This window comes from Bradyrhizobium sp. SZCCHNR1015, from assembly GCF_032489875.1.
In the GTDB taxonomy this organism is placed as follows: Bacteria; Pseudomonadota; Alphaproteobacteria; order Rhizobiales; family Xanthobacteraceae; genus Bradyrhizobium.
This window is the reverse complement of sequence record NZ_JAUEYW010000014.1, coordinates 219753-243755: the sequence shown is the minus strand read 5'-3', so window position 1 is coordinate 243755 and position 24003 is coordinate 219753. Positions and strand designations below refer to the sequence as shown.

Below are 24003 nucleotides of genomic sequence, written 5' to 3'. Positions count from 1 at the left end.
CCATGAGCGCCGATTCCGACAATGATGGGTTACAGGATCAGGCGGGCCTGCCGGAGCGGCCGCGCCGCAGCGGCAGCATTCTGCTGATCCTTCTGGTGGCGTTCGGCCTCGTCGCGGTCGCGATCGCGCTGATGACGATCGGCCGCGCCCAGGCGCAGCCCTACATTCTCGGCCTGCTGTCGCTGCTCGCCACCGTCGGCCTGTTCAATCTGTTCGCGTTCGCCGCTGGCATCGTCCGCTTCGCCGACAAGTCGACCGACGATCCGGTGTTGGGCGCGATCGCCGATCACGCCTTCGATGGCCTCGCGGTGACCGATCCGCGCGGCCATGTCGTCTACGCCAACGCCGCCTATCTCAACATGACGGGAGCAGCGACCGCGCAGGAGGCGCGTCCCGTCGAGCGCGTCTTCATCGGCAATCCCGATGTCTCCGAAGCGGTGTTCCGCCTGCTCAAGGCGGCGCGCGAGGGCAAGCGGCAGCAGGAGGAGGTCCGCATCACCGCGGCCGAAGGCGCGCAGGGGCGCTGGCTGCGGATGCGCGTGCGCCCGCTCGGCCAGACCAAGCGCCATGCCCGCTACGCGGTGTGGTCGATCGCCGACATCACCCGGGATCGCGAGCGCCAGGAGGACGTGTTCCAGGAGCTGCAGCACGCGATCGAATATCTCGACCATGCGCCGTGCGGCTTCTTCTCGGTCAATCCGGAAGGCAGCCTCGTCTACGTCAACGCCACGCTCGCCAACTGGCTCGATTATGATCTCGCCGAGATCGGCTCGGGCGGGCTGAAGCTCGCCGACGTCGTCTCGGGCGACGGTGCCTCGCTGCTCAGCTCGATCGTCGCGGTGCCCGGCGAGGTCCGCACCGAGGTGTTCGACATCGACCTGAAGATGCGCGGTGGCAAGACCATGCCGGCGCGGCTCTACCATAAGCTCGCCTTCGGCGCCGACGGCAAGCCAGGCGCCTCGCGCACGCTCGTCATCAGCCGCGCCCGCGACGAGCGCTCCGATCCGGAGCGCGCCGCCGAGGTGCGCTTCATGCGCTTCTTCGACCATACGCCGATGGCGATCGCGACCGTCGACCGCGGCGGCGCCGTGGTGCGCGCCAACGCCCGCTTCGCCAAGCTCGCGCAGAGCGTCAGCGGCGATGCGGCGGCGGCGAAGTCGATCTTCCGCGCCGTCAGCCAGCGCGACCGGCATCTGCTGATCGCCGCGATCAACCAGGCGGCCGAGGGGCAGGCGGACATTCCGCCGGTCGAGGTGATGCTGGACGGGCCGAAGGAGCGCTTCGGCCAGTTCTTCGTCACCGCGGTCGACGAGGACGAGCGCGAGACGGAAGCTGCGATCGTCTACATGCTGGAGACCACCGAGCGCCGCGCGCTCGAGAACCAGATCAACCAGTCGCAGAAGATGGAGATGGTCGGCCAGCTCGCCGGCGGCATCGCCCACGACTTCAACAACGTGCTCTCGGCCATCATGATGGCCAACGACTTCCTGCTGAACGCGCACAAGCCGACCGACCCGTCGTTCCAGGACATCATGCAGATCAAGCAGAACGCGACCCGCGCCGCGACCTTGGTGCGGCAGCTGCTCGCCTTCTCGCGCCGGCAGACATTGCGGCCGCAGGTGCTCGATCTCGGCGACGCACTGTCCGACCTGACGATGCTGCTGCGCCGGCTGATCGGCGAGAAGGTCAAGCTCGACCTGGTTCACGGCCGCGACCTCTGGCCGGTCAAGGTCGACGTCTCGCAGTTCGAGCAGGTGGTCGTGAACCTCGCGGTCAACGCCCGCGACGCGATGCCCGATGGCGGCAAGCTGTCGGTGCGGACCGCCAACGTCTCGGCCGACGAGGTCGCGCAGGCCGCCTACAAGGGCATGCCGGTCGCCGACTACGTCCGCATCGAGATCAGCGATACCGGCACCGGCATTCCGGCCGAGATCCGCGAGAAGATCTTCGAGCCGTTCTTCTCGACCAAGGAGGTCGGCAAGGGCACCGGCCTCGGGCTGTCGACCGTCTACGGCATCATCAAGCAGACCGGCGGCTTCATCTATGTCGACAGCGAGGTCGGCAAGGGGACCTCGTTCCAGATCTTCCTGCCGCGCCACATCGTCGTGCCGGAGGTCCAGGTCGAGCCGCAGGCCGTCAACGGCGCCGCCAAGGAGCCGGCTGCCGCCGATGCGCCGAAGCCGCGCGCCGACCTGACCGGGCAGGGGACGATCCTGCTGGTGGAGGACGAGGAGGGCCTGCGGGCGCTGAACGCGCGCGGCCTGCGCTCGCGGGGCTACAGCGTCATCGAGGCGTCGAACGGCGTCGAGGCGATGGAGGCGCTGGAGGAGTGCGACGGCGTGCTCGATCTCGTGGTGTCCGATGTCGTGATGCCGGAGATGGACGGGCCGACGCTGCTCAAGGCGATGCGCGAGCGCAATCCGGAGATCAAGATCATCTTCGTCTCCGGCTATGCCGAGGATGCGTTCGAGAAGAGCCTGCCGGAGAACCAGCAATTCGCCTTCCTGCCAAAACCCTTCACGCTCAGCCAGCTCGTGGCGGCGGTCAAGGAAACCATGGCGCCACAATAGGTTACCGGAGTTCCTTGACAGGTTCCCGGGGATTGCGCGCGAGCGCGTTCATCCCGCGACCCAGCGCCGCAGCCGCGCGGCCTCGTGCCGCCTTCCTTTTTCGTGGGTTGTGCCCATCTTACGGGCATCCCCATTCCGGGGATTATGGGAAACACAGATGAGCTTCATGCAGCGCAAAAGCGGCCTCCTCAAGGCGATGGCCGTGGCCCTTTCACTGGCGCTGCCGACGGTGCTCGCCGTCTCGGCGGCCGACGCCCGGATCGGCGGCGGCTCCAGCTCGGGCTCCCGCGGCACGCGCACCTTCTCCGCGCCGCCTTCGACCACGACCGCGCCGGGATCGGCGTCGCAGTTCAATAGGACGATCACCCAGCCGGGCCAGCCCGGCGGCTTCAACACGGCTGCGCCCGCGCGTGGCGGCCTGTTCGGCGGCCGCGCCGGTGGCCTGCTCGGCGGCCTCGCCGCCGGCTTTCTCGGCGCCGGCCTGTTCGGCATGCTGTTCGGCGGCGGCCTGTTCTCCGGCCTCGGCGGCTTTGCCTCGATCATCGGCCTGATCCTCCAGGTCCTGCTGGTGGTGTTCCTGGTGCGCATGGCGATGGCCTGGTGGCAGCGCCGCAATCAGCCGGCCTATGCCGCCGGCCCGGCGCCGGCCGACGGCCAGCAGAGCTTCCGCTCCGGCTTCGGTGGTCTCGGCGGCTTCGGCGGCCTGGGCGGCGGCAACACTGCGCCTCCGCTGCAGATCCAGCCGGCGGACTATGAGGCGTTCGAGCGGCTGCTCGGCGAGATCCAGTCCGCCTGGTCGAACGAGGATGTCGGCCGCCTGCGCCTGCTCTCGACGCCCGAGATGGCCTCGTATTTCGAGCGCGATCTCGAGCAGAACCAGGCCCGCGGCGTGGTCAACAAGGTCAGCGCCGTGAAGCTGCTGCAGGGCGACCTCGCCGAAGCCTGGCGCGAGAATGGCGCCGACTACGCCACGGTCGCGATGCGCTTCACCCTGGCCGACAAGACCATCGAGCGCGCCTCGGGCCGCGTTGTCGACGGCTCCGACCAGCCGCAGGAGGTCACGGAGATCTGGACCTTCCTGCGTCACCCCGGCGCCGACTGGCAGCTGTCGGCGATCCAGCAGGTCGGCTGACGCCATAGGTCGAACGAACATCGGGCGCCGCGGAGCAATCCGCGGCGCTTTTGCTTTGCGCGTGGTTATAGTGGCGTGCCGCGATGAACAGGCAATGAGGATGGCCCATGCGTTACGAGCTCTACTACTGGCCCATGATCCAGGGCCGCGGCGAATATGTGCGTCTCGCGCTGGAGGAGGCGGGCGCCGCCTATCGCGATGTCGCGCGCGAGGACGGCATCGGTACGATGACGGCGATGATGGCGGCGGACAGCGACACGCCGCCGTTCGCGCCGCCGTTCCTGAGAGCGGGCCGCCGCGTCATCGGCCAGACCGCCAACATCCTGCTGTTTCTCGGCAGCCGCCATGGCCTCGCACCGAAGACCGAAGCCGGCCAGCTCTGGGTGCATCAGCTGCAGCTCACCGTGACCGACTTCGTCGTCGAGATCCATGACACGCATCATCCGCTGGGGCCGACGCTGTACTACGAGGACCAGCGCGCGCCGGCCAAAAAGCGCACCGCCGAGTTCTGGAGCGAGCGGGTGCCGAAATTCCTCGGCTATTTCGAGCAGCTCCTATCGAAAAGCGGTGGCGCCTACATCACCGGGCGCCGGCTCACCTATGTGGACCTGTCGCTGTTCCAGATCGTCGCCGGCCTGCGCTACGCCTTTCCCCATCGCATGACGGCATTCGAGCGCAACATTCCAGGCCTCGTCGCGCTGCACGACCGCGTCGCCGCCAGGCCGAACATTTCGGCCTATCTGGCCAGCGACCGCCGCATCCCCTTCAACGAAGACGGCATCTTCCGCCACTACAAGGCGCTGGATGCCTGAGGGCTGAGGGCGTGCAGTCATGCTGAAGCGAGCTTCGCGTGCTCCTCTGAGAGCCTCGCTGGCGCCTCGTCGGCGCTGCGCTCCCTCTCCCCGTTCTTCACGGGGAGAGGGTTGGGGTGAGGGGCGGCCGCACGGGAAGTGGGTGTCGGTAGACCTGTAACGCCTCACCCGAGCGAGCCGCGCGCGTGCTCCAAAACCACGTGGATCGCCGCGCCGCCAGGGCCCCGCTCACACGTATAGCGGCAGGCGCCTGAGGCGCCGCCGCTATACGAAGTTGGCCTGAGGGTGTGGGATCGTCAGGCGAGAATGTCGACGCGGGTGCCCTGGCCGGGCGGCAGCGGCGGACGCGAGGCCTGCTTCTCCGCGGCCGCCTCGTCGCCGGTCTTGGCGGGATTCACGGCCTGGCTCTGCTGCGTCTGGTTCCGCGCCTGGGTGTCTTGGGTCTGCGGCTTGGTCGTCTCGGTCGAGACCGGCGGCGGTGAGGGCGGCGGCGATGACGACGAAACGCTCGAAACGGACATGGTCCAGCTCCTCGCTTGGTGTTGCGACAAGCGTGGCCATCCCTGACGAAAACTTCGTCAAGCAGATCGTTTGAATTGTCTGCAACTGTCGGTGGCGCGGCGAATAGTGAACGGGTCGCTGCCGCCGGCGCAGAAACCGCAAGGCTCTCGCGTCACCCCCGGCCTATTGGTCCTTGCTGCGGCTGATCGTGATCGAGGACTCGGTCTTGGTTCGGGCGCAACGCATGTCGAGCCGGCGGTAGCGGCTGGCGACGTCGTCGCCGCGGAAGATTCCGAGCCGGCGGTAACAGCGTGTGACGCCGCGCTGCATGTCGTCCTTCGGCAAGGTGAACACGATCGCCGCCGCGCTCGCCATCAGCTCGATGAAGGCCGGTGTCGGCTTGCGTTCGGATTTACCGAACAACTGGTTGCTGACATTCTTCGATGAGCAGCCGAGCGTGATCTCGCGTGCCTTGGGATGGGCGAGATAGACCGTGCCGGCCGCGGTCTGGCCGATCTTGATGCCGTCGATGCCGTTCTTCAGTTCCTTGGCAACGTCATCGCAACGATCGGCCCGTGCCGCCCGCGGCAGCAGCGCGCTGCTCAACGCAACGAGAAAAACAAAACCGGCCAAGCGGCCAAATGAGCAAAGCGATGACTGCATTCCAAATACCCCCGCGCCATTGAAGCCTGCGCGAGGGGGGCATGCAAGCGCGATGCGCCGCAGCCGCACAAGATCATCAGCGGGTGTGGCCGCGTGTTGACGGGACGGCGGTCACATGCCGGCGGCAGCGGCGCGATCGCTTGCTCAGAACCAGCAGCGGCCCGGATGTGCGAGCGAGACGCCGGCTGCGCGGCGCTCGCAGTCGTTGCCGTAGGTCTGGAAGTTGCAGCCGCAGACCGGCATGTAGATGCGTGGGCAGAGCGTCGGCTTTCGGCGGCAGACGCCCATCATGTCGAACCGGCCGCACTGGCCGGCTGGGAATTCGCAATAGAGACCGGCATTGCAGCGAATGCCGGCGAAGCCGCCGCACGCGCGGCCGGGACCGACGGCACCAGCGGAGTTCGGGAGCAGGGTGATCAGGGCGAGGACGAATGCGATGATGGAAACGAGACCTCGTGTCATGACGCCTCCAGGAAGAAAATGAATATGTCAACAATCTAAGGTTACATAATTTGGCAGCCGATCGCAATCGATCTCGCCGCACGACACTGCGCTGCTCGCGGCGTCATGTTGCGGCGACCTCGCGGGCCGTCTCGACCAGCAGGTCGAACGTCTCGTCGGGGGCGTGCTGCACGACATCGTGCCCGCACGCAAATGCCAGCACGCGCCACGCGGGATCGCTGCGCAGCCGCTCATATTGCGCGGTGAACGGCGTCGCGCTCCATCCGCTGGCGTAGACGAAGGTGCGGCGCAGAGTAGGCGGCGCCGGACTGCGGAGGTTCAGGGCCTGGATGAAGGTCCCGAGCGGATGTGGCCGGCGGCGCGGATCGGAGCCTTCGCGCGGCAGCGCCGTCAGCCCGTCATGCCCGGCGCGTTCGATCACGAACCGGCGATACGCGTCACCGGCGAGATCCCACCATGACTGACCGTTCTCGGGTGCGAAGGCATCGAGATAGATCAGTGCGGCGAGCCGTTCCGGCACGCGGTCGGCGACGCCGGTCGCGACCATGCCGCCATAGCTGTGCGCGCACAGGATGACCTCGGACAGATCTTCGATCGTCAGCAGCTCGACGACGTCGGTGATGTGGGTCTCGAGATTGACGGCATGGGTGCGGGCGGGCGTTTCCTCCAATCCGCTCAGGGTCAAGGCATAGGCGTCATGACCGGCCTGCCGGAGCCTGGCCGAGAGCGCGGCGTACATCCAGCCGCCGTGCCAACCTCCTGGAATCAGGACAAAAGTCGCCATGATCTTACTCCTCGGCTGCTGTACGGAGACATGTCTTGCAAGGCTTCCGACGGGTAGCGTATCAGACCTGTCAAGACCGCTTTGGGCGGCCATCTTTAGAACCCCACGAGCTCGCCATGAACGCGCCGACCGCCTTCCCCGACCAGTCCAAGCCCGTCCCGCCCTACAAGCACACGCCGCTGTTTCCGCTGGGGCCGGACACCACGCCCTACAAGAAGATCACCACCGACGGCGTGCGGGTCGAGAAGGTCTTGGGCCGCGACATGCTGGTGGTGTCGCGGGAGGCGCTGCGGACCTTGTCGGAGGCCGCGTTCGGCGAGATCAACCACTTCCTGCGCCCCGGCCATCTGAAGCAGCTGCGCAGCATCCTGGAGGATCCGGAGGCCAGCCCGAATGACAAGTTCGTCGCGCTCGACTTCCTGAAGAACGCCAACATCTCCGCCGGCGGGGTGCTGCCGATGTGCCAGGATACTGGCACCGCGATCATCATGGGCAAGAAGGGCTGCAACGTCATCACCGATGGCGACGACGAGGCGGCGCTGAGCGAAGGCGCACGTGACGCCTATCTGCGCCGGAACCTGCGCTACTCACAAGTCGCACCGCTGTCGATGTACGAGGAGAAGAACACCGCCAACAACATGCCGGCGCAGACCGAGATCTATGCCGAGGGCGAGGACGCCTACAAGTTCATGTTCATGGCCAAGGGCGGCGGCTCGGCCAACAAGAGTTTTCTGTTCCAGGCGACGCCGTCGGTGCTGACCAAGGACCGGCTGCTGGCGTTCCTGAAGGAGAAAATCCTGACGCTCGGTACCGCGGCGTGCCCGCCTTATCACTTGGCCATCGTCATCGGCGGCACCTCGGCCGAGCTGTGCATGAAGACGGTCAAGCTGGCGTCTGCGCGTTATCTCGACGCGCTGCCGACCCAGGGCTCCCCGGACGGCAACGCCTTCCGCGATCTCGAGATGGAGCAGGAAATCCACAAGATGACGCAGTCGCTCGGCGTCGGCGCGCAGTTCGGCGGCAAGTATTTCTGCCATGACGTGCGCGTCATCCGCATGCCGCGCCACGGCGCGTCATTGCCGATCGGGCTTGGCGTGTCGTGCTCGGCCGACCGCCAGGTGCTCGGCAAGATCACCAGGGACGGCGTCTATCTCGAGGAGCTCGAGCACCATCCGGCGCAGTATCTGCCGGAGGTCGAGCAGGCGCTTGGCGGCGAGGTCGTGAAGATCGATCTCAATCAGCCGATGAAGGACATCCTCGCCACCCTGTCGAAGAACCCGATCAAGACCCGGCTGTCGCTGACCGGCACCATGATCGTCGCCCGCGACGCCGCGCACGCCAAGCTGCGCGAGCGTCTCGATCGCGGCGAGCCGCTGCCGGACTACTTCAAGAACCATCCGGTCTACTACGCCGGTCCCGCCAAGACCCCGGACGGCTACGCCTCCGGCGCGTTCGGCCCGACCACCGCGGGCCGCATGGATTCCTTCGTCGACCAGTTCCAGGCGGCCGGCGGCTCGATGGTCATGGTCGCCAAGGGCAACCGCGCGCCGGCCGTGCGCGAAGCCTGCAAGAAGCACGGCGGCTTCTATCTCGGCTCGATCGGCGGCGCCGCGGCGAACCTCGCCGAGCACTGCATCAAGAAGGTCGAGGTCGTCGAATATCCCGAGCTCGGCATGGAGGCGATCTGGCGCATCGAGGTGGAGGATTTTCCGGCCTTCATCATCATCGACGACAAGGGCAACGACTTTTTCAAGGAGCTGAACCTCGGCTAGATCATGCACTTGTGGCGATACGTCATCACAGTGGATCACGGTAGCGCACCGAACTATGGTCCGCCCTCCGTAACGCTCGCCATATGCAAACCGGAAATACGCAGGCTGGCTGAGGTGGGCGACCTCGTGATGGCATTCGCGGGGCGCTCGCTGCTAAGAGGAAAGGATGGAAAGTGGCATCCTGATGCAGTCATTTGGGCTGGAGAGGTCGGCGAAATCTTGAGCTTCGATCAATATTGGCGGGATTCGCGCTTTCAGACAAAAAAGCCCGACCGGAGTTCGCGTCCTGACAATATCTATCGCCCTAGAGCCGGCGGATATATTCAGGTTCGGAACTCTGTCCATCAGCTGGGAGACCAGTCTCGGGATATCGGTGGGCGCAATGTTTTGGTCATGAAGGCCGCATGGCATTTCGGCCGGAACGGCGTTGTATTGCCCGCGAAATTTCTGAAATTTCGCATCGAGATCGGTGCTCGACGTGGTCATCGCCGAAGCGAAATAGGTGATACATCAAAAAGGGCGCTTCTCGCGTGGTTTAGAGAAAGTGGCGTCCAAGTACCTAACAAGCGCACATATCCCGAGCCGCGGCTGCAGTCTTGTGGCTGCTCTCCGCGTCACAAGCTTACGCGAACGTGCTAGGCGGGAATTTCCACTCGCGGCCCTTGGTCGTCGGGCTCGACGGATTCCGCAACGGTTGGGTCGCTGTCTCGATCGACGGCGATGATCACGCGATCAGCTTCCCGGCTGATATCTCGACCGCGCTTGCAGCCCCCTTCGCCCGTGCCGCCATCGATATGCCGATTGGCATGACCGACGACGGCAATCGCGACTGCGACCAGCTCGCCCGCGACAAGCTGACGCCGCATCGCTCCCGCGTCTTCACTGGCGCGCGGCGCTGGCTGTGGGAGGAGTACACGGATCCCGATGAGGCGAATATCGAGGCCTCGCGCCGCCGCCAGCCGCGCGCCTCGCGCCAGCTCTGGCATCTCGGCCGCAAGATCATGGAGGTCGATGCCTTCGTGCGCGCGCATCGCGACCTCGACATTCGCGAGGCCCATCCGGAGCTGGTGTTCCTGCGCCTGAACGGCGCGCCGCTGCCGTCGAAGAAGACGGAGCAGGGCGCCGCGCTGCGGCGCGCCTTGCTGATCGCCGCGGGCTTTGCCGAGATCGATGACTGGATCGGCATCGCGCGTCGCGGCACCGGCGCCAAGAAAGACGACGTGCTCGACGCCTGTGCCGTCGCACTCGCCGCTTGCGACTGTGTCGGCAGCGTCCCTGAGGGCGAGCCGCCGCGCGACGCGCATGGCGTGCCGATGCAGATCTGGTTTTGAACGCGGCATATGGGCACGACGGCCGCGACAAACTCAGCCGTCATTCCGGGCGGCGCGCGCAGCGCGAGCCCGGAATCCATTTTGCCGCGCGCATTGCCGCACGATGGAGTCCGGGCTCGATGACAAAAGAGAGAGTGTTGCGTGATGCCCGGCCGGGGAGGCGAGATGGCGGCTCCTATTTCCGAAAAAAATAAATCACTTGCCAAATTTCGGAAATCGTGGTTCTCTCTCGCCATCCCGCCTCACTGCGGAGGGGCGTTGCGCGCGATCGTCACGACACGCGAGGCGGGGAGGCGATGGCCGCGGATTGCCGCAGCATGCCCTCGGGGTGTGCCGACGAACGGCGATATGCGGACGCGAAGTCGCGTGGTCCTGGCGCCCCGAAGCTGGCGCCAAGTCCGGAGGATGATGATCCTTCGGGCGACGGTGGCTAACAAGCCGGACACCGGGGAGATCGCGTATAAGCGTGAAGACCATCGCGCAGGGAAGGCCGGGCGTTCTCGGCTGCACCTGTGGTACCTGCCGCCTGCATTTTTCTCGCAGGCGGGCCGCAGGCGTCAGCCGACGCCTGGCCTTCCCTGCGCCCTCTGCATCTTCGAGGGCCATGCCGATGCATCACTCGGGCGTTATCAGCCGCGAGGCTGCGTCCGCTTGTCCGGGCTGTTTGAGATGTGAAGCGGGACTGCTGCGATTAAAAATCGGTGTCGTCCCGGGCAAGCCATGAGCGCGCGACAGCGCGATCGTGGCGCCGACCCGGGACCCATAGGCCGCGGCCGTCGTGACGGGCGAAAAGCCAATTGCCAGCGTGCCTCGAACCACTCCCTGGGGGTGTAGGTCCCCGCTTTCGCGGGGACGACAGCGGAGAGTGTCGATGCGACGCGCCCACGCAGAATAATAGCGCTCAGGCCCGCGCGCCGGTGAACGGGAAGCTGCCCATGAAGCCGATGCCCATCTCACCCGAGATGGTGTCGCCGGCAACCTTGCCCTTGAAGTCGAGCGTCAGCGGCATCGGGCTGGTGATGGAGACCTTCCAGGCGACGTCATCGCCGTTGACGGTGCCGTCGAAGATCTCGGCGGAATCGCCCTCGGCGGCCTGGGTGCCGGTCAGCGTCGCGCCCGAGCTCTTCACGCTCAGGGTCGCGCTGCGCTCGCCCATCGGCGTGTTCAAGGTCAGATTCCAGTTGCCGTCCACAGCCATCGATCGTTCTCCTGGCGTTGCGCTTTGCGGACCTCGAGGCGGCGGCCTCGAGGATGCGTTCGGCCGCCCCTATAGCGCATCTTTGCGCGTAAGCCCATTGCGGCGATCGGATGCAGCGGTCAGGCCCGGGCCGCCCTGAGGCGGTTGGCGACCACGAAGCGGAAGGCGATGAACTGCAGCGCGAAGGCCGCGACCTTGGCGCCGCCCGCGACCACGGTGATGTAGAGCACCCACAGCTTGATGTCGCCGGTCATGGCGACCGCGATGGTGCCGAGGCCGAGCGCGAACATCAGCGCCGCCCAGGCATAGCCGGCGATGGTGACGTATTCCGGGATGGTCTCCGACACGATCGGCGGCACGTAGCGCAGCATCCAGCCGCGCTTCAGCATGATCAGCCCGATGGCGAAATGCCCGATCGCGGGCTTGGCGAACATGAAGCGGGGATCGTTGGTCAGGAGCGTCACGCCGCCGAGCACGATCACGAGGCCGACGCTGGCATAGGCCATGAAGCTGAGGTGCACGCCCTTGATGCGCGCCCAGACCACCTGCACCACGGCGACGGCCACCGCGACGGCGGTCGCCAGCACCACGTCGTCGGTCGCGATGTAAAGGAGGAAGAACACTGCGGCCGACAGGAAGTCGGCAATCAGCTTGGCAAACACGACTTTCACGCACGTCTCCTGCAGCAGACCCCGGTCACGAATCTTGGCCGGACATTGCGGCGGCAGTCTGCGCTGCCACGTCCTTTGTTCGGCGGTAGTCAGGATACCAGCGCGTGAAATAAAGTGCACTGTTGCGGGCGGCAAAGGCGATGGCGAGGCCGGTCCAATAGGGCAGGCCGGGCACGTAGAGCGTCATCAGATTGCCGACGATCATCAGCAGCGCGGAAGCAGTCCAGGCGCCGGTGATGACGTAATTGGCGCGCAGGAAGCCCGGAATCGCCGCGGTTTCCGGAGGGACGGCCTCGAGCGCATATTGCAGCGTGAACGGCATGCGCAGCAGCATCGAGCCCAGCGACAGCGCGAAAATGCCGCAGTCGACCGCAAGACGCACCATAGAGGCGCTCGGCGTGGGATCGATGAGCTGGAGGTAGGCGGCTACGGCGGCGAACACGACGGCCGAGCCGAGGCCGAGGATCTTGATCGACCGGCCCTTGATCACATCCAGCGCCACCACCGCAAGGCACAGCGCGGCGCCGACGGCCAGGCTGAGCGTGGCCGAGACCACCATCATCAGCGCAGCATAGACGCCGTAGGGCGCAAGGATGAGGAAGATCGTCATAAGTTCGCCCGGCCAATCTTTACACTGCCAAGATACTTAGAGTCCGTACGGCGTCGGGTCAAGCAAATCTTGACAGTGTCAAAATCTTGTGACTTCGCAATTTACCCAAGGCTTTTCAATGTCTTGGATCGTCAGCCCCGACCCAATTGCCGTGGAAGCCGTCGGGCACGCGATGGCCGAGATGCACCAGTGCCACCGGCCCATTGCCGATGTCGGTGGCGTTGAACACCGCGAGGTCGGACGTGTTGCTCTCGGCGCGCCAGACCACCGTGAGCAGCCAGCCGTCGCCTTCGGCGGCATCGCGGCTGCGCGGCACGAACACCGGCTCGGACAGGGTGTCGCCAGCGGGCAGCAGGTGCGTCGCCCGGCGCGTGCCGGCGCCGTCGACATGGGCGAGCCCGGACAGCGCGCCGAACTGTGGCCCGTCGGGATTGGCGCAGGCGTACCAGCCATGTTGGCTGGCGAGACCGGCGCGGCGGTCGTCGATGCGGGGGAATTCGCCGGTGAGGTCGTCGAGATAGCTCTGCGAGAAGCGGTCGGTGTTGCCGGCGAGGTCGAAGCTCCAGCGGCACAGCCGCGCGACCGACTTGGCCGGATCGGTCGGGCGCCCGTCGGGATGCGGAAACAGCGGCGCTTCCTCGAACTGCATCACGTCGGCGACGATGCGGTTGCCGTCCTCCCAGGCGTTCATGATGTGGAAGACGTAGCAGGCGTCACCGCGAAACCAGACGATGTCCTTGATGTCGCCGCTGCGCTTCATCACACCGACGTAGGCGCCCTTGTCGGGCTCCCAGGCATAAGGCGGCCTGCCGGACATTGCGCGCTCGATGCTGCCGGTGAGCGGCAGGATTGGAAACAGCACGTGGTTGGCCGTGACGATGAAGTCGTGCACCATGCTGGCATAGGGCGCCTCGAAACGATCGAGGCGCGTCAGCCTGCCGGCCGCATCGACCGTGCCGTAGGACAGCGCCGGCGTCAGCGGTCCGGCGGCGTTGTAGCCGAAGAACAGCAATTCGCCGGTGACCGGATCGGTCTTCGGATGCGCGGTGAAGGCGCCGCGGAGGCGGCCGCCGAAATCATGATAGCCGCGCGTGGCGAGCGTGCCCGGCTCGATCTCGGTCGGCAGATGCGCCTCCTCGAGCGCGAGCAGGCGGCCGGCATGGGCGATGACGTTGGTGTTGGCGACGCCGCCATCGGTGACGTCGGCCGGCGCATCCGGCAGCCTGCGGCCGAAGCCGCCGAACAGGGCGCGGCCGGCCTTGCGCTCGGCCTCGAATTTCGGGGTGCGGATCCAGCGGTTGCGATAAGACGCGCGGCCGTTCTCCAGATGGAACGCGTGCAGCATGCCGTCGCCGACGAACCAGTGCGAGCCTGGCGAAGAGAATTGCGGGTTGGGGCCGTTGCGATAGAGCGTGCCGTTCAGCTCGCGCGGCAGCTCGCCGGTGATGGCGAGGAACGGCGCGTCGGCCTCGAACGGGATCGGCGCGATGTTGTCGCGCGGAGTGCGGCGCTGGACTGTTTCTTTCGACGGTCCATTCATGGCGTGTCCTTCCCCTCGATGCCAGCTTTATCTTTACGATGTAAAGATAAAGCTACCGGCCGAGAAGCCCGAGGTCAAGGCTAATCTTTACGCTGTCAAAATTGCTTGTATAAGGAGAAGCATGACGAAGATCGAACAGGCAAGACTGAGCAGGCACCGGACGACGACGGCGGCGGCCCGGACGCGATCGCGGCGCGCGGTGAGCGCAGGCGAGCCGGCCGCCCCCTATCATCACGGCGCGCTGCGCGATGCGCTGCTCGAAGCGGCCGAGCGCGTGCTGGAGCGCGACGGGCTGGCCGGACTGACCTTGCGCGCGGTGGCGCGCGAGGCCGGCGTGTCGCATGCGGCGCCGACGCATCATTTCGGCGATCTCACCGGGCTGGTGAGCGAGCTCGCGGCAATCGGATTCACGCGGTTCAATGCAGCGATGAAAGCGGCCGGCGAGCAGCCGGGCACGCCGATCGAGCGGGCGATGGCGCGGGCCCGCGCCTATGTCGCCTATGCGCAGGCCAATCCCGGCATGTATGGACTGATGTTCCGGACGGAGCGTCTGGATTATTCTCGCCCCGCGCTGCACGAGGCCGCGGAAGCCTCGTTTGCCGGACTCGCGGGCTCGGTCGCCGCGCGCAGCGAAGGTCCGGTCGGCGACGAGGAATTGTCGCTCGATCAGTCCGCGGCGATCGCCCGCGCCTGGTCGCTGGTGCACGGCTACACGATGCTGCTGCTCGACGGCCGCCTTGCCGACATCCTGCGCCGCTCGCCGCCGGGCACCACGGCCGAAAAGCTGCTGGAGGCGATGCTCAGGGCCACGGTGCCGAAGCTGCCGCCGGGCGCGTAGGTCGACGCACCGGAAACCGGGTGGGGGATCATGCGTTGGCAAAGCATGGCACGAACCCCACGCGCTCCCTGGAGCAAGGCCAATCCGCGCAAGCGCGCCGGCAAGGCCTCCACCCATCTCACTCCGGCCGAGAAGGCGACGGCCAAGGCCCGCGCCCGGCGCGCCGGACGGCGCTATCCCAATCTGGTCGACAACATGCGCGTCTTGGCCAAGAAGGCGGCAAAGACCAAGACCAGCGGCCGCAAGCGGGCGGCGAAATCGAAGACCGGGAAGAGCGCATCGAAGCCAGCGAGCAGGCGCACATCCGCCGTGCGCAAGACCGCGAAGTGACGTTCGCTGCGGCCGCCCGGCCGACGGACGCAGCCTAGAGCATCAGCGCGGCGCTGATTCGCGCCACGTCGCGATGTCGAAGGATTTCGAGCGGCAGGGCCCCTGATGACCGGAACTCGTCCTGCGCAGGACGCTGCAAGCTGGGGACGGCGCGAAACGGCGGCGGGAAACACCTGACAGCGTCGCGAATTTATCCTAGAACGGCGGCCTCGCGAGGTCCAAGTCTTCTCATCACTCATGCCTGTCATCCCGCAATCCAAACCCTATCGCATCGGCCGCTCCAAGACGGGGCTCGGCCTGTTTGCCACACAGCCGATCAAGAAGGGCACCAAGATCATCCGCTATTTCGGACCGCTCCTGGATTCGAAGAAGGCGGAGGAGGATGCGATCGAGAACAAATATCTGTTCGAGCTCGACAAGCGCTGGACCATCGACGGCTCGATCCGCGAGAACGTCGCCCGCTACATCAATCATTCCTGCAAGCCGAACGCCGAGTCCGACGTCAAGCCGCGCAAGAAGAAGATCTTCATCCGGGCCATCAAGAACATCGAGCCCGGCGAGGAGATCAACTACGACTACGGCACGGACTACTTCAAAGCCTATCTGAAGCCGATCGGCTGCAAATGCGATGCCTGCGAGAAGAAGCGGGCGAAGAAGAAGGCCGAGGCGCGCGCCGAGCGGGCGCGGGTGAAGGCGAAGGACGCGCGCAAGGCCGAGAAGAAGGCGAACAAAAAGGCCGAGAAGCTGGTCAAGGACAAGGCCAAGCAGCGGTCCAAGGCAAAAGCCCAATCGGGCGCGGCGGCTCGCGGCAAAGCCAAGTCCCGGCGGCCGGCTGCCGGCAGTCGCGGCAAGACCAAATCCACTCCCGCAAAGACGCTGACCAGCCGCGCCAAGGCGGCCTGATCTGGCGGGCCCGTTTCCGGGATCTCTCAGGACGGCTTGCCGAAGGCCAGCGTCGTCCAGGTGATTCCGGCCGCCCGGTTCTCGGCGCCGAGCGACTCGCCGAGGCGGTTGAGCCGGAGCGTCAGCCCGAGCTGGCGCGCCGGCTCGATGATCGTTTCGGCCGCGACCTCGAACATCCGCCGGCCCGGCGGCACCGGCCCATGCCGCAGCGTCATGATCAGCAGTCCGCCGGGGGCGACCCGTGCCGCGATGTTGGGCAGCGCGCGTCGCCGCTGCGCCTCGTCGAGATGCATCAGAACGGCGGTCAGCATCACCAGGTCGAACTGCTCGTCACGAGCGGCCAGTGCGGCCAGATCGGGAAGGCTGTCGTCGATCCAGGTGATGGCGGGGGAGGGATGCAGTTGCATGGCGCCGACGCGTAGTGCCTCGGTCGGCTCGACGGCCACCACCTGATGTCCAAGGCTCGCAAACCAGGCGGCGTCGCGGCCCGTGCCCGCACCGATGTCGAGCACGCGCGCTGGCGCGGCGGGCAGCAGGTGAAGCACGGCGCCATGGACCTGTTCCGACGGAATGCTCTCGTAGCGCACGAAGAGACTGTCGGCCTCGGTGGCGTAGCCTTCCGTTCCGATCACCTGCGGCTGCATCGCTGCGATCCCCTGTCGATCTCAGATCATGCAGAAGATGCATTCGCCGCGCATGTCAATCTCGGTTCGGTCGCGAGCGCCGGGCCGCTCGATCATGAAGCCCGGCGCTCACCGCCGGTCAGGCCGTGACCGCGACGGTGCTCCGGCGCAAGCCCATATACTGCAATTCGGCGAAGACGCCGGTGCCCACCGCCTGCACCGCGACGAATATCTCGCCGAGCACGTTCGGTGTGACGACGCCCGAGAACAGCAACGCGATGCTGCCGACCGTCCACGCCGCATTGCCGGCGATGACCAGAAGGATCAGCGGCCTTGGAGCCATCTGCCGCCAGCCCAGCCAGCCGACGAAGCCCGCGTAGACGATCAGGAACAGCCCGGTCTCGAGCAGCAGCGCGTCAGGCAGTTGCAGCAGCGTCGCCAGCGGCGAAGCGCCGAAGGTGAGCGCGAGTCCGGCAACGCCGCCGAAGGCGGCATCGGCGAGCAGGGCGCGGCGGAGCAGGGCGGACGAGGTGATCATGTCGGGTCTCCTTCGGTTGGGGGCGGTTCAACGGAACAAGGCCAGGAGCTGACGCCGCAGCCGCGCCGGGCGCAGCGAGCGCGCGGCTCTCGTCTCGATCGCGTACACCTGTGCGAAGACGAGGCTGCCCGTGACGTGCAGCAGCGACTCCGGCATGTTGAGCGAGCGCGCCAGCAGCGATGTCGCGAGACCCGCCAGCCATTGGCTGGCGGCGGTGAAGGGGAAGGAAAGGGTCTCGGGATCGCGCTGCCTGCTCATCGTCATCTCCTGTGGTGAGGACGATGACCTGCGCCGGGAGGCATTTCGATTACCTGGCAGATCATGGAGGCGCTGACGTCAGCGTGATAGGTCTCGGATCATGAATGCACAGCTTGCTTCGGCGCGCGCCGACCGCGCCAGACCCGCTCATGTCGGCGAGCACTTGCGGCAATGGCGGCAGCGCCGGCATCTGTCCCAGCTCGATCTCGCACTCGATGCCGAGATCTCGGCACGACATCTGAGCTTCGTGGAAACCGGCCGCTCCGCGCCGTCGCGCGACATGGTCCTCAAACTGGCGGAGCGACTGGACGTGCCATTGCGCGAACGCAACGTTTTGCTGGTGGCGGCCGGCTACGCGCCCGCCTTCCAGCAGCGCCCGCTGGATGATCCGGCGCTCAAGCCCGCGCGCGAGGCGATGAACCTCGTGCTCAAGGCGCACGAGCCCAACCCTGCGCTGGCGATCGACCGGCACTGGAACCTGGTCGCGGCGAACCGCATGATCGCGCCGCTGCTGACAGGGGTCTCCGAGCGGCTGCTTGCGCCGCCGCTCAACGTGCTGCGGGTGGCGCTGCATCCGGAGGGGCTCGCGGCGCGGACGGTGAACCTCGCCGAATGGGCCGGCCATCTGCTGGAGCGATTGCACCGGCAATGCGAGGCCACCGCGGATGCGGATCTGCTGAAGCTCTATGAGGAGCTGAAGTCCTATCCATTCCCCGCGCGATCGGCGCCGCTCGCGGCCGACAGCGTCGCGATCCCATTGCGGCTTCGGGTCGGCGATGACGTGCTGAGCTTCTTCTCGACGACGATGGTGTTCGGCACGCCGGTCGACATCACGCTGTCGGAGCTGGCGTTGGAGACCTTCTTTCCCGCCGATGAGCTCACTGCGCTCAGGCTGAAGGAGATGGTTACCTCGCCGTGACCCCGCTTGTGTTGGCCGCGCGTGGGCTTATGTTGGGCGCAGCCATGGGAACTTGGAGGCACGCGCATGAGCACCTTGAAGCCGCTGATCATCGATGTCGTCTCCGATGTCGTCTGTCCCTGGTGCTACATCGGCAAGAAGCGCATCGAGGAGGCGCTGAAGCTCGTGCCTGACGTGCCGGTCGAGGTGAACTTCCGGCCGTTCTTCCTCAATCCCTGGGTGCCGCGCGAGGGCATCAGCCGCGAGCAGTACCTCACGACCAAGTTCGGATCGGTCGAAGCCTACAAGGGAATCGCAGGCCGCGTGGTCGCGGCCGCGGAGCAGGAGGGGCTGAGCTATCATCCCGATCGTGTCGCCCGTCAGCCCAACACGATCGATTGTCATCGCCTGATCCGCTGGGCCGGCGAGATCGGCAAGGCGCCGGAGATGAAGCAGCGGCTGATGGAGTTGTACTTCCGCGACGGCGGCGATCTGACCGACGTCGAGGTGCTGGTACAGGCCGCAGCGGATTGCGGGCTCGATGCCGAGGTGGTCCGCAAGATGCTGGCGACGGACGAGGATGTGGCGCTGGTCTCGGCCCAGGCGCAGGAGGCCGCAGAGAAGGGCATCTCCGGAGTGCCGACCTACGTCTTCGCGCAGAAATACGCCGTCTCCGGCGCGCAGGATCCGCAGATGCTGGCGCGCGCCATCCGGCAGGTGTCGGCGGAGGTCAACGCCGAGGCGGCTGAGTAGCCGGCCGGCGCTTTCGGAGGGCGCGGATCCCGTGCACCGCGCGGCGTGCGATGGTCAGGCCTTCGCGTCGCGCAGTCAACGCGCCGTGAATAAGCTCGACGACCGGATCGCGCGCATAGAGCGGGATCATCACGTCGCCGATGGCGAGGCGTTCGCGCCATATCGGGTTGATCATGGGATGGTCGGGACCGGCGGTGGAGTCGGCGGCGTTGATCCTCGGATCCGCGCAAAGGTGCCGCGTCAGGTCAAGCGTCAGCTGGACACCGGGCGAGTATTTCGCGAAGCGCTCGTCGACGCCGAGCTTGAAGAAGAAGGCGCGATCCTGATGCCGCAAGACGACGCCCGCCGCAACGGTGGTGTCGCCCGCCATGAGGCTGATGATCTCGCAGGCCTCGTGCCGCGCCAGCGCCGGTGCAGCGCGTCGGATGAACGCCGCGTCGCCGTCGTGCTGGATCAGCGCAGTGCCGCGATGTCCCTTCCAGCCGCTCGCCTCCAGCACCAGAAACGTCTCCAGCGCAGTGGAGACGTCGCCGGGAGAGCGCGCGACCTCGAAGCGGACGTCGCCATGCTCGGCCAGCCGATGACGCAGGCGGCGCAGCTCCTTCAGCTTCTTGGCGCCAAGCGCGTCATGCAGCATCTGGTCGCCGACGCCGGTCGCATCGAGAAAGGCTCTTTCATAGGATTGCAGCACACGCGGGCGCAGATCCCCGCGACGAAGCGCCGCCTCGAACGCCTGCATCACGGAGCCTGCCAGCGACATGTCGCGCAGCAGCAGGGCCCGAGCGCCCGTTCGTCGCGCGGCATCGAGCAGTTGCGCCGCAGCCCGCTCCGCGCGCACGGCGTCGAGCAGCGGCGTGCACAGCGTGCCGTAGGGATGGCCGCTGGCGAGCGCAGGCAGGGGAAGCCTGCAGGCATGCCATAAAGAGGTCGTGGGCATCAGGCCGATGAGACGCGAGGGCTGATCGTCATCCCATGCGCACAGCGCCGATGTTCCGGTGCGGCCGCGCGCCGTGGCGTTCACCGCGCGTTCCCAGCCGGGCAGGTAATAGCCGTTCGGCTCGCGCGCACGCTGCGCCAGATCCTGCCATGCCTGCGGTGAAACGGTCTCCAACGGCACCAGGTCGGCGGCGCGCTCGCGCGCGAGCGGACCGGCCTGCTGGTTCCCTGCCGTCGATGAAGCAGTCGCCATCGCGCGATCGATGATCTCGGCCACGTCCCGATAATCCCCTCGCGAGGCGGACAACCCGCACCGCGTGGGCGACACTAGCGCAAAGCTGACAAGAGACGCTTGCCGCCGGCCAACAATTCGAATCGATGCGTTAACGGCCGGTTCAGCATGTCGCTGGATGCGGTCAGCGGATCAGCGCGACCTCGCGGAAGGCGCCGATCAGCGGCTTCTCGAGCTTGCCCTCCATCCCCTGGAGGATCTCATAGGCCTTCTCGCGCGTCATCACCGGCTTGTAGCTGCGATATTCGATCAGCGCCGAGAAGATGTCGGAGATGGTGAGGATGCGCGTCAGGTCCGGGATGTTGTCGGCCATCAGCCCGTCGGGATAGCCGCTGCCGTCGAGAAATTCGTGATGGTTGCGTACCGCCTTCAGCACTTCGTCGGTGATCGCTGCGTTGTCCTTCAGTGCATCGTAACCAGCCACGGGATGGGTTTCCACCAGCGTGCGTTCCTTGACGTCGAGCCGGCCCGGCTTGTCGAGAATGGTGAGCGGGATCTTGGCCTTGCCGATGTCGTGGAACATCGCGGCCATGTAGAGACGCTCCAGATCGGAGCTGTGGACGCCGAGGCTCAAGCCGAAATCCACGGTGATGCCGGTCACCAGCAGGCAGTGCTGATAGGTGCCTTCGTGATGGCGGCGAACGGTGGCGAGCCAGTCGGACAGACCGTTTTCCGCTATACAGTCGGCGATCCGCTTGCCCGCCCGCCGGGTCTCCTCGACGTCGATCGCAGTACCGCCCAGCACGGCTGCGAACATCGAGGCGATGCAGGACGCGCCTGCAAATGCAGCCTGGCGGTCGTCGGTCGCGATGCTCTTGGCTGCAGAACCGGGGCGCGCATCGAGCAGCTTTCCGAGCAACTGATTGCGGCTCGGCGTGCTCGACAGCACGCTCGTCGCACCGAGCGCATAGGCCTGGACCGTCGACAGACGGGATTTGTTGTTGGTCAGGAAGATCCGCCGCGGAATACGCGAGAGCCGGTCGGAGATTTCCTTCAATGCGGTGATGTTGTCGACGTGGCGCAGATCGGCGGCCACGACAATCGCGTCGATGTCGCCGCCTTTGAAGTCGGCATCACCGATCAGTTCAGATGTGAGCGAGCAGCGTTCGGCCAGCATGCCGCGAAGCATAGCGAGCTTGGCCGTGTCATCGCCGACGAGGTGAACGTTCATGGAAAACCAGGTCCAGGGTCATTCCGCGTTTGTGGGCCCCGATGTTCCGCAGGAATCGTTAAATTTGAGCCATTCGTTCGCTGTGCGGTTGCGGATTTGCGTTAGCCAAGAACTAACAATCTGCGAGCGGTGCGGTAGTCCGTTCCTGCCCGCCCACAGACAGGGCGAGTTCCGGTCGAGTTGGCGGATCCAGCTCGTCGTCGGAGGGAATTACTTGGTCGGCAGGACGGCTTTGTAATCTTCAGAAACACAGTCGTCGCCGGCCGCCGCGCGCCGCCGGTCGATGATCTCGTTGTGCCTGATCATGAGCCTATAGGTCTGGCGCCGAAGCGCGGTTCCACTGGCGGATATGATCTGAGCCCGCACGCAGGCGGTCCATGTATCGCCGGCATCGGCATGTCGGGCGGATGTGGCCTCGAGATCGCGCGGCAGCGTCGTTGCGACGAAGATCATGTCGAGATTCTTGCGCACGAGAAGGGCGACGTCCGGTGCGGCTTCGGGCGGCGGCGGCTCGGGCGCCTTGGCCCGCATGAAGGCCGGCAGGCGCGCATTGCTGTCGGCGGCGCAGCCGGTCAGAAGCAGCGCCGCGAGCAGCCCCACGTGTGACGCAATCCGCCGCATGTCGCATCGTTCCCCATTGCCGCGCAAGCTAGCGCGTAGCCAGTGATCACGGCTTTGCTGCGGGAATCTCGTGCAGCAACGATGTCGGGGCGCGGGCCGATGCGGCAAGAGCGGGCGTCGACGGCGCCGGCGGTGCGGCATCGTGCTCACCGGATTGTGCCCGTCGGGGTGAACCGGGTCACGAAACGGCCCGACCAACAGGCACGCCATGAGTAGATTGGAGATCCCATGTTTCGGTACGCTCTCAGGGCTGCATTGCTCGCCGGCGGCCTGTTCGCCGGCCTTGCTCCCGCATTGGCCGAAGGCAGCAGGCTGGCGCTGGTGATCGGGCAGTCGGCCTATCGTTCGGTGACGCCGCTGCCGAACCCCGCCAACGACGCCAAGGCAATGGCGAAGATGCTGGGTGAAGCGGGGTTCGACGTGACGACCGCCGCCGATCTGTCGCAGCGGGACCTCAACCGGGAGGTGGGCGACTTTGCTGCCAAGATCGCGGCCAAGGGACCCGACACGGTGGCGCTGGTGTTCTATGCCGGTCACGGCTTGCAGATCGATGGCGAGAACTATCTCGTACCCGTCGACGTCGATCCGCGGCGTGAAGCCGACATTCCGCTGCAGGCCGTGCGTCTCAACGATCTCCTGAACACGCTCAATTCGGTGCCGAGCCGGATGCGCATCCTGCTGCTCGACGCCTGCCGCAACAATCCGTTTCCCGCCATCAGCCAGAACGCGGGCCGCGGCCTTGCGCTGGTCGACACCAAGACCGGAGCGCCGGGCACCTTCCTGTCCTACTCGACCTCGCCCGGCGCGGAAGCCGAGGATGGCACCGGCGCCAACAGTCCCTACACCACGGCGCTGCTGCAGGCGGCGCGGGAGCCGGGCCTGCCGATCGAGCAGGCGTTCAAGCGCGTGCGCGTCGCGGTGAACAAGGTCACCGAGGGCCGTCAGACGCCATGGGATTCGTCGTCCCTGACGGAGGATTTTCGCTTCGTCGGGGCGACGGATGCGGGCGCTGCCAATGCGGGCCCGCGGCCAGTCGTCGCCAAGCGCAGCGTCGACGAATGGAAGCGCAGCCTGGAGGGCAAGCCGATCGAGGCCGCCAACGAGCTCATCGTCGGCGACGGCAGCGTCGAGGCGTATGAGGCGTTCGTCGCGCTCTACACCGCGCCGCCCTATGGCCCGCAGGCGCGCGAATGGCTCGACCTCCACAACAGGATGGCCGCCTGGAACGAGGCGGTGCTGATCAATACGGTGGCGTCCTATCAGGGCTTTCTCGACCGCTATCCGAACAGCGACCTGACCCCGACCGCGCGCAAGCTGATCGAGCGCCTGCGCAACCGGCCGGTGGTGACGCCGGTCGTGGCGGCCGCCAATGCGGCGATCCCGGCCGCTTCGGCAGCCCCGCCGGTCGTGCCGGCCGTGGCCGCGGCAGGCCCCACCTGCCCATGCTCGCAGACGCCTCCGCCGGCCCGGAAGTCGGAGAAGCGGGTCGAGGAGAAGCCGGCGAGGAAGCGCGACGAGGACCCGCCCAAGCGCGCCGGCCGCACGCCCCGGCGCGACCCTGGCGACGATGTCGTCGTCTATGCGCCGCCGCCTCCGCCGCGCGTGTATTATGGACCGCCGGTACGCGTGGCGCCGCCGGTGAGCATCGGGATCGGCGGCGGCTATGGCGGCGGCTATGGACGGGTGCCTCAGAACTATCCGGCACGGCGCGGCTACGGCTACTGAAGCTTGCTGACATCCGTGCATCGATGTGGCCGCCCGCAGGGGCGGCCATTGACGTTGGGCGGGAGGCGTTC

General features: G+C 66.5%; 26 protein-coding genes. 12 read left to right on the top strand and 14 right to left on the bottom strand.

Annotation, left to right across the window (positions count from 1 at the left end; translation table 11 throughout):
- Nucleotides 1-2 precede the first annotated feature (2 nt).
- From cckA to QX128_RS24310, 3 genes are all read left to right on the top strand, one after another.
- Nucleotides 3-2570, top strand: a complete 2568-nt coding sequence (cckA, locus tag QX128_RS24320; protein WP_315804285.1) for a cell cycle histidine kinase CckA — start codon at nt 3-5, stop codon at nt 2568-2570.
- A gap of 166 nt (nt 2571-2736) precedes the next feature.
- Nucleotides 2737-3702: a Tim44 domain-containing protein gene (locus QX128_RS24315; protein ID WP_316180463.1), complete on the top strand. Its 966-nt coding sequence runs from the start codon at nt 2737-2739 to the stop codon at nt 3700-3702.
- A 107-nt stretch (nt 3703-3809) separates the two neighbouring features.
- The gene (locus QX128_RS24310) at nt 3810-4514 is read left to right on the top strand and encodes a glutathione S-transferase (protein WP_316218140.1); all 705 of its coding nucleotides are present in this window, start codon (nt 3810-3812) and stop codon (nt 4512-4514) included.
- Nucleotides 4515-4810: 296 nt separating this feature from the next.
- Here QX128_RS24310 and QX128_RS24305 read toward each other — a convergent pair whose 3' ends face one another.
- The 4 genes from QX128_RS24305 to QX128_RS24290 form a co-directional block, all read right to left on the bottom strand.
- Nucleotides 4811-5035, bottom strand: coding sequence for a hypothetical protein (locus QX128_RS24305; RefSeq protein WP_315804283.1), 225 nt, complete (start codon nt 5033-5035; stop codon nt 4811-4813).
- Nucleotides 5036-5198: 163 nt separating this feature from the next.
- Nucleotides 5199-5678: a hypothetical protein gene (locus QX128_RS24300; protein ID WP_316238728.1), complete on the bottom strand. Its 480-nt coding sequence runs from the start codon at nt 5676-5678 to the stop codon at nt 5199-5201.
- 144 nt (nt 5679-5822) lie between these two features.
- Nucleotides 5823-6140 (bottom strand): Kazal-type serine protease inhibitor family protein, encoded by a 318-nt coding sequence (locus tag QX128_RS24295; RefSeq protein ID WP_316238727.1) that lies wholly within the window; start codon nt 6138-6140, stop codon nt 5823-5825.
- Nucleotides 6141-6243: 103 nt separating this feature from the next.
- Nucleotides 6244-6924, bottom strand: coding sequence for an alpha/beta hydrolase (locus tag QX128_RS24290; RefSeq protein WP_316238726.1), 681 nt, complete (start codon nt 6922-6924; stop codon nt 6244-6246).
- A 116-nt stretch (nt 6925-7040) separates the two neighbouring features.
- Between QX128_RS24290 and QX128_RS24285 the strand changes: the two genes are divergently transcribed.
- From QX128_RS24285 to QX128_RS24280, 3 genes are read left to right on the top strand one after another with little or no spacing between them, the layout of a single operon-like run.
- Nucleotides 7041-8696: a fumarate hydratase gene (locus QX128_RS24285; RefSeq protein ID WP_316238725.1), complete on the top strand. Its 1656-nt coding sequence runs from the start codon at nt 7041-7043 to the stop codon at nt 8694-8696.
- A gap of 3 nt (nt 8697-8699) precedes the next feature.
- Nucleotides 8700-9335 carry a hypothetical protein gene (locus QX128_RS33260; protein WP_410053177.1) on the top strand — a complete coding sequence of 212 codons (636 nt, stop codon included), beginning with the start codon at nt 8700-8702 and terminating at the stop codon, nt 9333-9335.
- On the top strand, nt 9329-10027 hold the full coding sequence (locus tag QX128_RS24280; protein ID WP_316238724.1) for a DUF429 domain-containing protein: 699 nt from the start codon (nt 9329-9331) through the stop codon (nt 10025-10027). The genes QX128_RS33260 and QX128_RS24280 overlap by 7 nt, the downstream gene beginning before the upstream one ends.
- Nucleotides 10028-10928: 901 nt before the next feature.
- Here QX128_RS24280 and QX128_RS24275 read toward each other — a convergent pair.
- The 4 genes from QX128_RS24275 to QX128_RS24260 all read right to left on the bottom strand — a co-directional run bounded on the left by QX128_RS24275 (nt 10929) and on the right by QX128_RS24260 (nt 14046).
- Nucleotides 10929-11225, bottom strand: a complete 297-nt coding sequence (locus tag QX128_RS24275) for a hypothetical protein (RefSeq protein WP_315739925.1) — start codon at nt 11223-11225, stop codon at nt 10929-10931.
- 119 nt (nt 11226-11344) lie between these two features.
- Nucleotides 11345-11896, bottom strand: a complete 552-nt coding sequence (locus tag QX128_RS24270; RefSeq protein ID WP_315804277.1) for a septation protein IspZ — start codon at nt 11894-11896, stop codon at nt 11345-11347.
- A 25-nt stretch (nt 11897-11921) separates the two neighbouring features.
- On the bottom strand, nt 11922-12506 hold the full coding sequence (locus QX128_RS24265) for a hypothetical protein (protein WP_316238723.1): 585 nt from the start codon (nt 12504-12506) through the stop codon (nt 11922-11924).
- Nucleotides 12507-12621: 115 nt separating this feature from the next.
- The gene (locus tag QX128_RS24260) at nt 12622-14046 is read right to left on the bottom strand and encodes a carotenoid oxygenase family protein (protein ID WP_316238722.1); all 1425 of its coding nucleotides are present in this window, start codon (nt 14044-14046) and stop codon (nt 12622-12624) included.
- Nucleotides 14047-14167: 121 nt separating this feature from the next.
- Between QX128_RS24260 and QX128_RS24255 the strand changes: the two genes are divergently transcribed.
- The 3 genes from QX128_RS24255 to QX128_RS24245 all read left to right on the top strand — a co-directional run bounded on the left by QX128_RS24255 (nt 14168) and on the right by QX128_RS24245 (nt 16117).
- Nucleotides 14168-14884, top strand: a complete 717-nt coding sequence (locus QX128_RS24255) for a TetR/AcrR family transcriptional regulator (RefSeq protein WP_315804274.1) — start codon at nt 14168-14170, stop codon at nt 14882-14884.
- A 45-nt stretch (nt 14885-14929) separates the two neighbouring features.
- Nucleotides 14930-15214 (top strand): hypothetical protein, encoded by a 285-nt coding sequence (locus QX128_RS24250; RefSeq protein WP_316218132.1) that lies wholly within the window; start codon nt 14930-14932, stop codon nt 15212-15214.
- A gap of 237 nt (nt 15215-15451) precedes the next feature.
- Nucleotides 15452-16117: an SET domain-containing protein gene (locus QX128_RS24245; protein WP_316238721.1), complete on the top strand. Its 666-nt coding sequence runs from the start codon at nt 15452-15454 to the stop codon at nt 16115-16117.
- A gap of 26 nt (nt 16118-16143) precedes the next feature.
- Here QX128_RS24245 and QX128_RS24240 read toward each other — a convergent pair whose 3' ends face one another.
- The 3 genes from QX128_RS24240 to QX128_RS24230 all read right to left on the bottom strand — a co-directional run bounded on the left by QX128_RS24240 (nt 16144) and on the right by QX128_RS24230 (nt 17536).
- Nucleotides 16144-16761 (bottom strand): class I SAM-dependent methyltransferase, encoded by a 618-nt coding sequence (locus tag QX128_RS24240; RefSeq protein WP_316238720.1) that lies wholly within the window; start codon nt 16759-16761, stop codon nt 16144-16146.
- 118 nt (nt 16762-16879) lie between these two features.
- Entirely contained in the window at nt 16880-17278 is a 399-nt protein-coding gene (locus QX128_RS24235) for a hypothetical protein (protein ID WP_316238719.1), read from the bottom strand.
- Between the two features lie 27 nt (nt 17279-17305).
- Nucleotides 17306-17536, bottom strand: coding sequence for a hypothetical protein (locus QX128_RS24230; RefSeq protein WP_316238718.1), 231 nt, complete (start codon nt 17534-17536; stop codon nt 17306-17308).
- A gap of 100 nt (nt 17537-17636) precedes the next feature.
- Between QX128_RS24230 and QX128_RS24225 the strand changes: the two genes are divergently transcribed.
- Nucleotides 17637-18455, top strand: coding sequence for a helix-turn-helix transcriptional regulator (locus QX128_RS24225; RefSeq protein ID WP_315804268.1), 819 nt, complete (start codon nt 17637-17639; stop codon nt 18453-18455).
- A gap of 66 nt (nt 18456-18521) precedes the next feature.
- Nucleotides 18522-19187, top strand: a complete 666-nt coding sequence (locus QX128_RS24220) for a DsbA family oxidoreductase (RefSeq protein ID WP_315804267.1) — start codon at nt 18522-18524, stop codon at nt 19185-19187.
- Here QX128_RS24220 and QX128_RS24215 read toward each other — a convergent pair.
- The 3 genes from QX128_RS24215 to QX128_RS24205 form a co-directional block, all read right to left on the bottom strand.
- On the bottom strand, nt 19165-20400 hold the full coding sequence (locus QX128_RS24215; protein ID WP_316238717.1) for a GNAT family N-acetyltransferase: 1236 nt from the start codon (nt 20398-20400) through the stop codon (nt 19165-19167). The two genes, QX128_RS24220 and QX128_RS24215, sit on opposite strands and share 23 nt — an antisense overlap.
- 139 nt (nt 20401-20539) lie before the next feature.
- The gene (locus QX128_RS24210) at nt 20540-21586 is read right to left on the bottom strand and encodes an HD-GYP domain-containing protein (protein ID WP_316182497.1); all 1047 of its coding nucleotides are present in this window, start codon (nt 21584-21586) and stop codon (nt 20540-20542) included.
- 210 nt (nt 21587-21796) lie between these two features.
- Nucleotides 21797-22186, bottom strand: coding sequence for a hypothetical protein (locus tag QX128_RS24205; RefSeq protein ID WP_316238716.1), 390 nt, complete (start codon nt 22184-22186; stop codon nt 21797-21799).
- A gap of 249 nt (nt 22187-22435) precedes the next feature.
- Between QX128_RS24205 and QX128_RS24200 the strand changes: the two genes are divergently transcribed.
- Nucleotides 22436-23932 carry a caspase family protein gene (locus QX128_RS24200; protein ID WP_316238715.1) on the top strand — a complete coding sequence of 499 codons (1497 nt, stop codon included), beginning with the start codon at nt 22436-22438 and terminating at the stop codon, nt 23930-23932.
- The last annotated feature ends 71 nt before the right edge of the window (nt 23933-24003 follow it).

Coding starts and splice junctions, on each gene's coding strand:
- cckA (WP_315804285.1), top strand. CDS start 3: ATGAGCGCCGATTCCGACAATGATGGGTTACAGGATCAGGCGGGCCTG.
- QX128_RS24315 (WP_316180463.1), top strand. CDS start 2,737: ATGCAGCGCAAAAGCGGCCTCCTCAAGGCGATGGCCGTGGCCCTTTCA.
- QX128_RS24310 (WP_316218140.1), top strand. CDS start 3,810: ATGCGTTACGAGCTCTACTACTGGCCCATGATCCAGGGCCGCGGCGAA.
- QX128_RS24305 (WP_315804283.1), bottom strand. CDS start 5,035: ATGTCCGTTTCGAGCGTTTCGTCGTCATCGCCGCCGCCCTCACCGCCG.
- QX128_RS24300 (WP_316238728.1), bottom strand. CDS start 5,678: ATGCAGTCATCGCTTTGCTCATTTGGCCGCTTGGCCGGTTTTGTTTTT.
- QX128_RS24295 (WP_316238727.1), bottom strand. CDS start 6,140: ATGACACGAGGTCTCGTTTCCATCATCGCATTCGTCCTCGCCCTGATC.
- QX128_RS24290 (WP_316238726.1), bottom strand. CDS start 6,924: ATGGCGACTTTTGTCCTGATTCCAGGAGGTTGGCACGGCGGCTGGATG.
- QX128_RS24285 (WP_316238725.1), top strand. CDS start 7,041: ATGAACGCGCCGACCGCCTTCCCCGACCAGTCCAAGCCCGTCCCGCCC.
- QX128_RS33260 (WP_410053177.1), top strand. CDS start 8,700: ATGCACTTGTGGCGATACGTCATCACAGTGGATCACGGTAGCGCACCG.
- QX128_RS24275 (WP_315739925.1), bottom strand. CDS start 11,225: ATGGCTGTGGACGGCAACTGGAATCTGACCTTGAACACGCCGATGGGC.
- QX128_RS24265 (WP_316238723.1), bottom strand. CDS start 12,506: ATGACGATCTTCCTCATCCTTGCGCCCTACGGCGTCTATGCTGCGCTG.
- QX128_RS24260 (WP_316238722.1), bottom strand. CDS start 14,046: ATGAATGGACCGTCGAAAGAAACAGTCCAGCGCCGCACTCCGCGCGAC.
- QX128_RS24255 (WP_315804274.1), top strand. CDS start 14,168: ATGACGAAGATCGAACAGGCAAGACTGAGCAGGCACCGGACGACGACG.
- QX128_RS24250 (WP_316218132.1), top strand. CDS start 14,930: ATGGCACGAACCCCACGCGCTCCCTGGAGCAAGGCCAATCCGCGCAAG.
- QX128_RS24245 (WP_316238721.1), top strand. CDS start 15,452: ATGCCTGTCATCCCGCAATCCAAACCCTATCGCATCGGCCGCTCCAAG.
- QX128_RS24240 (WP_316238720.1), bottom strand. CDS start 16,761: ATGCAGCCGCAGGTGATCGGAACGGAAGGCTACGCCACCGAGGCCGAC.
- QX128_RS24235 (WP_316238719.1), bottom strand. CDS start 17,278: ATGATCACCTCGTCCGCCCTGCTCCGCCGCGCCCTGCTCGCCGATGCC.
- QX128_RS24230 (WP_316238718.1), bottom strand. CDS start 17,536: ATGAGCAGGCAGCGCGATCCCGAGACCCTTTCCTTCCCCTTCACCGCC.
- QX128_RS24225 (WP_315804268.1), top strand. CDS start 17,637: ATGAATGCACAGCTTGCTTCGGCGCGCGCCGACCGCGCCAGACCCGCT.
- QX128_RS24220 (WP_315804267.1), top strand. CDS start 18,522: ATGAGCACCTTGAAGCCGCTGATCATCGATGTCGTCTCCGATGTCGTC.
- QX128_RS24210 (WP_316182497.1), bottom strand. CDS start 21,586: ATGAACGTTCACCTCGTCGGCGATGACACGGCCAAGCTCGCTATGCTT.
- QX128_RS24200 (WP_316238715.1), top strand. CDS start 22,436: ATGTTTCGGTACGCTCTCAGGGCTGCATTGCTCGCCGGCGGCCTGTTC.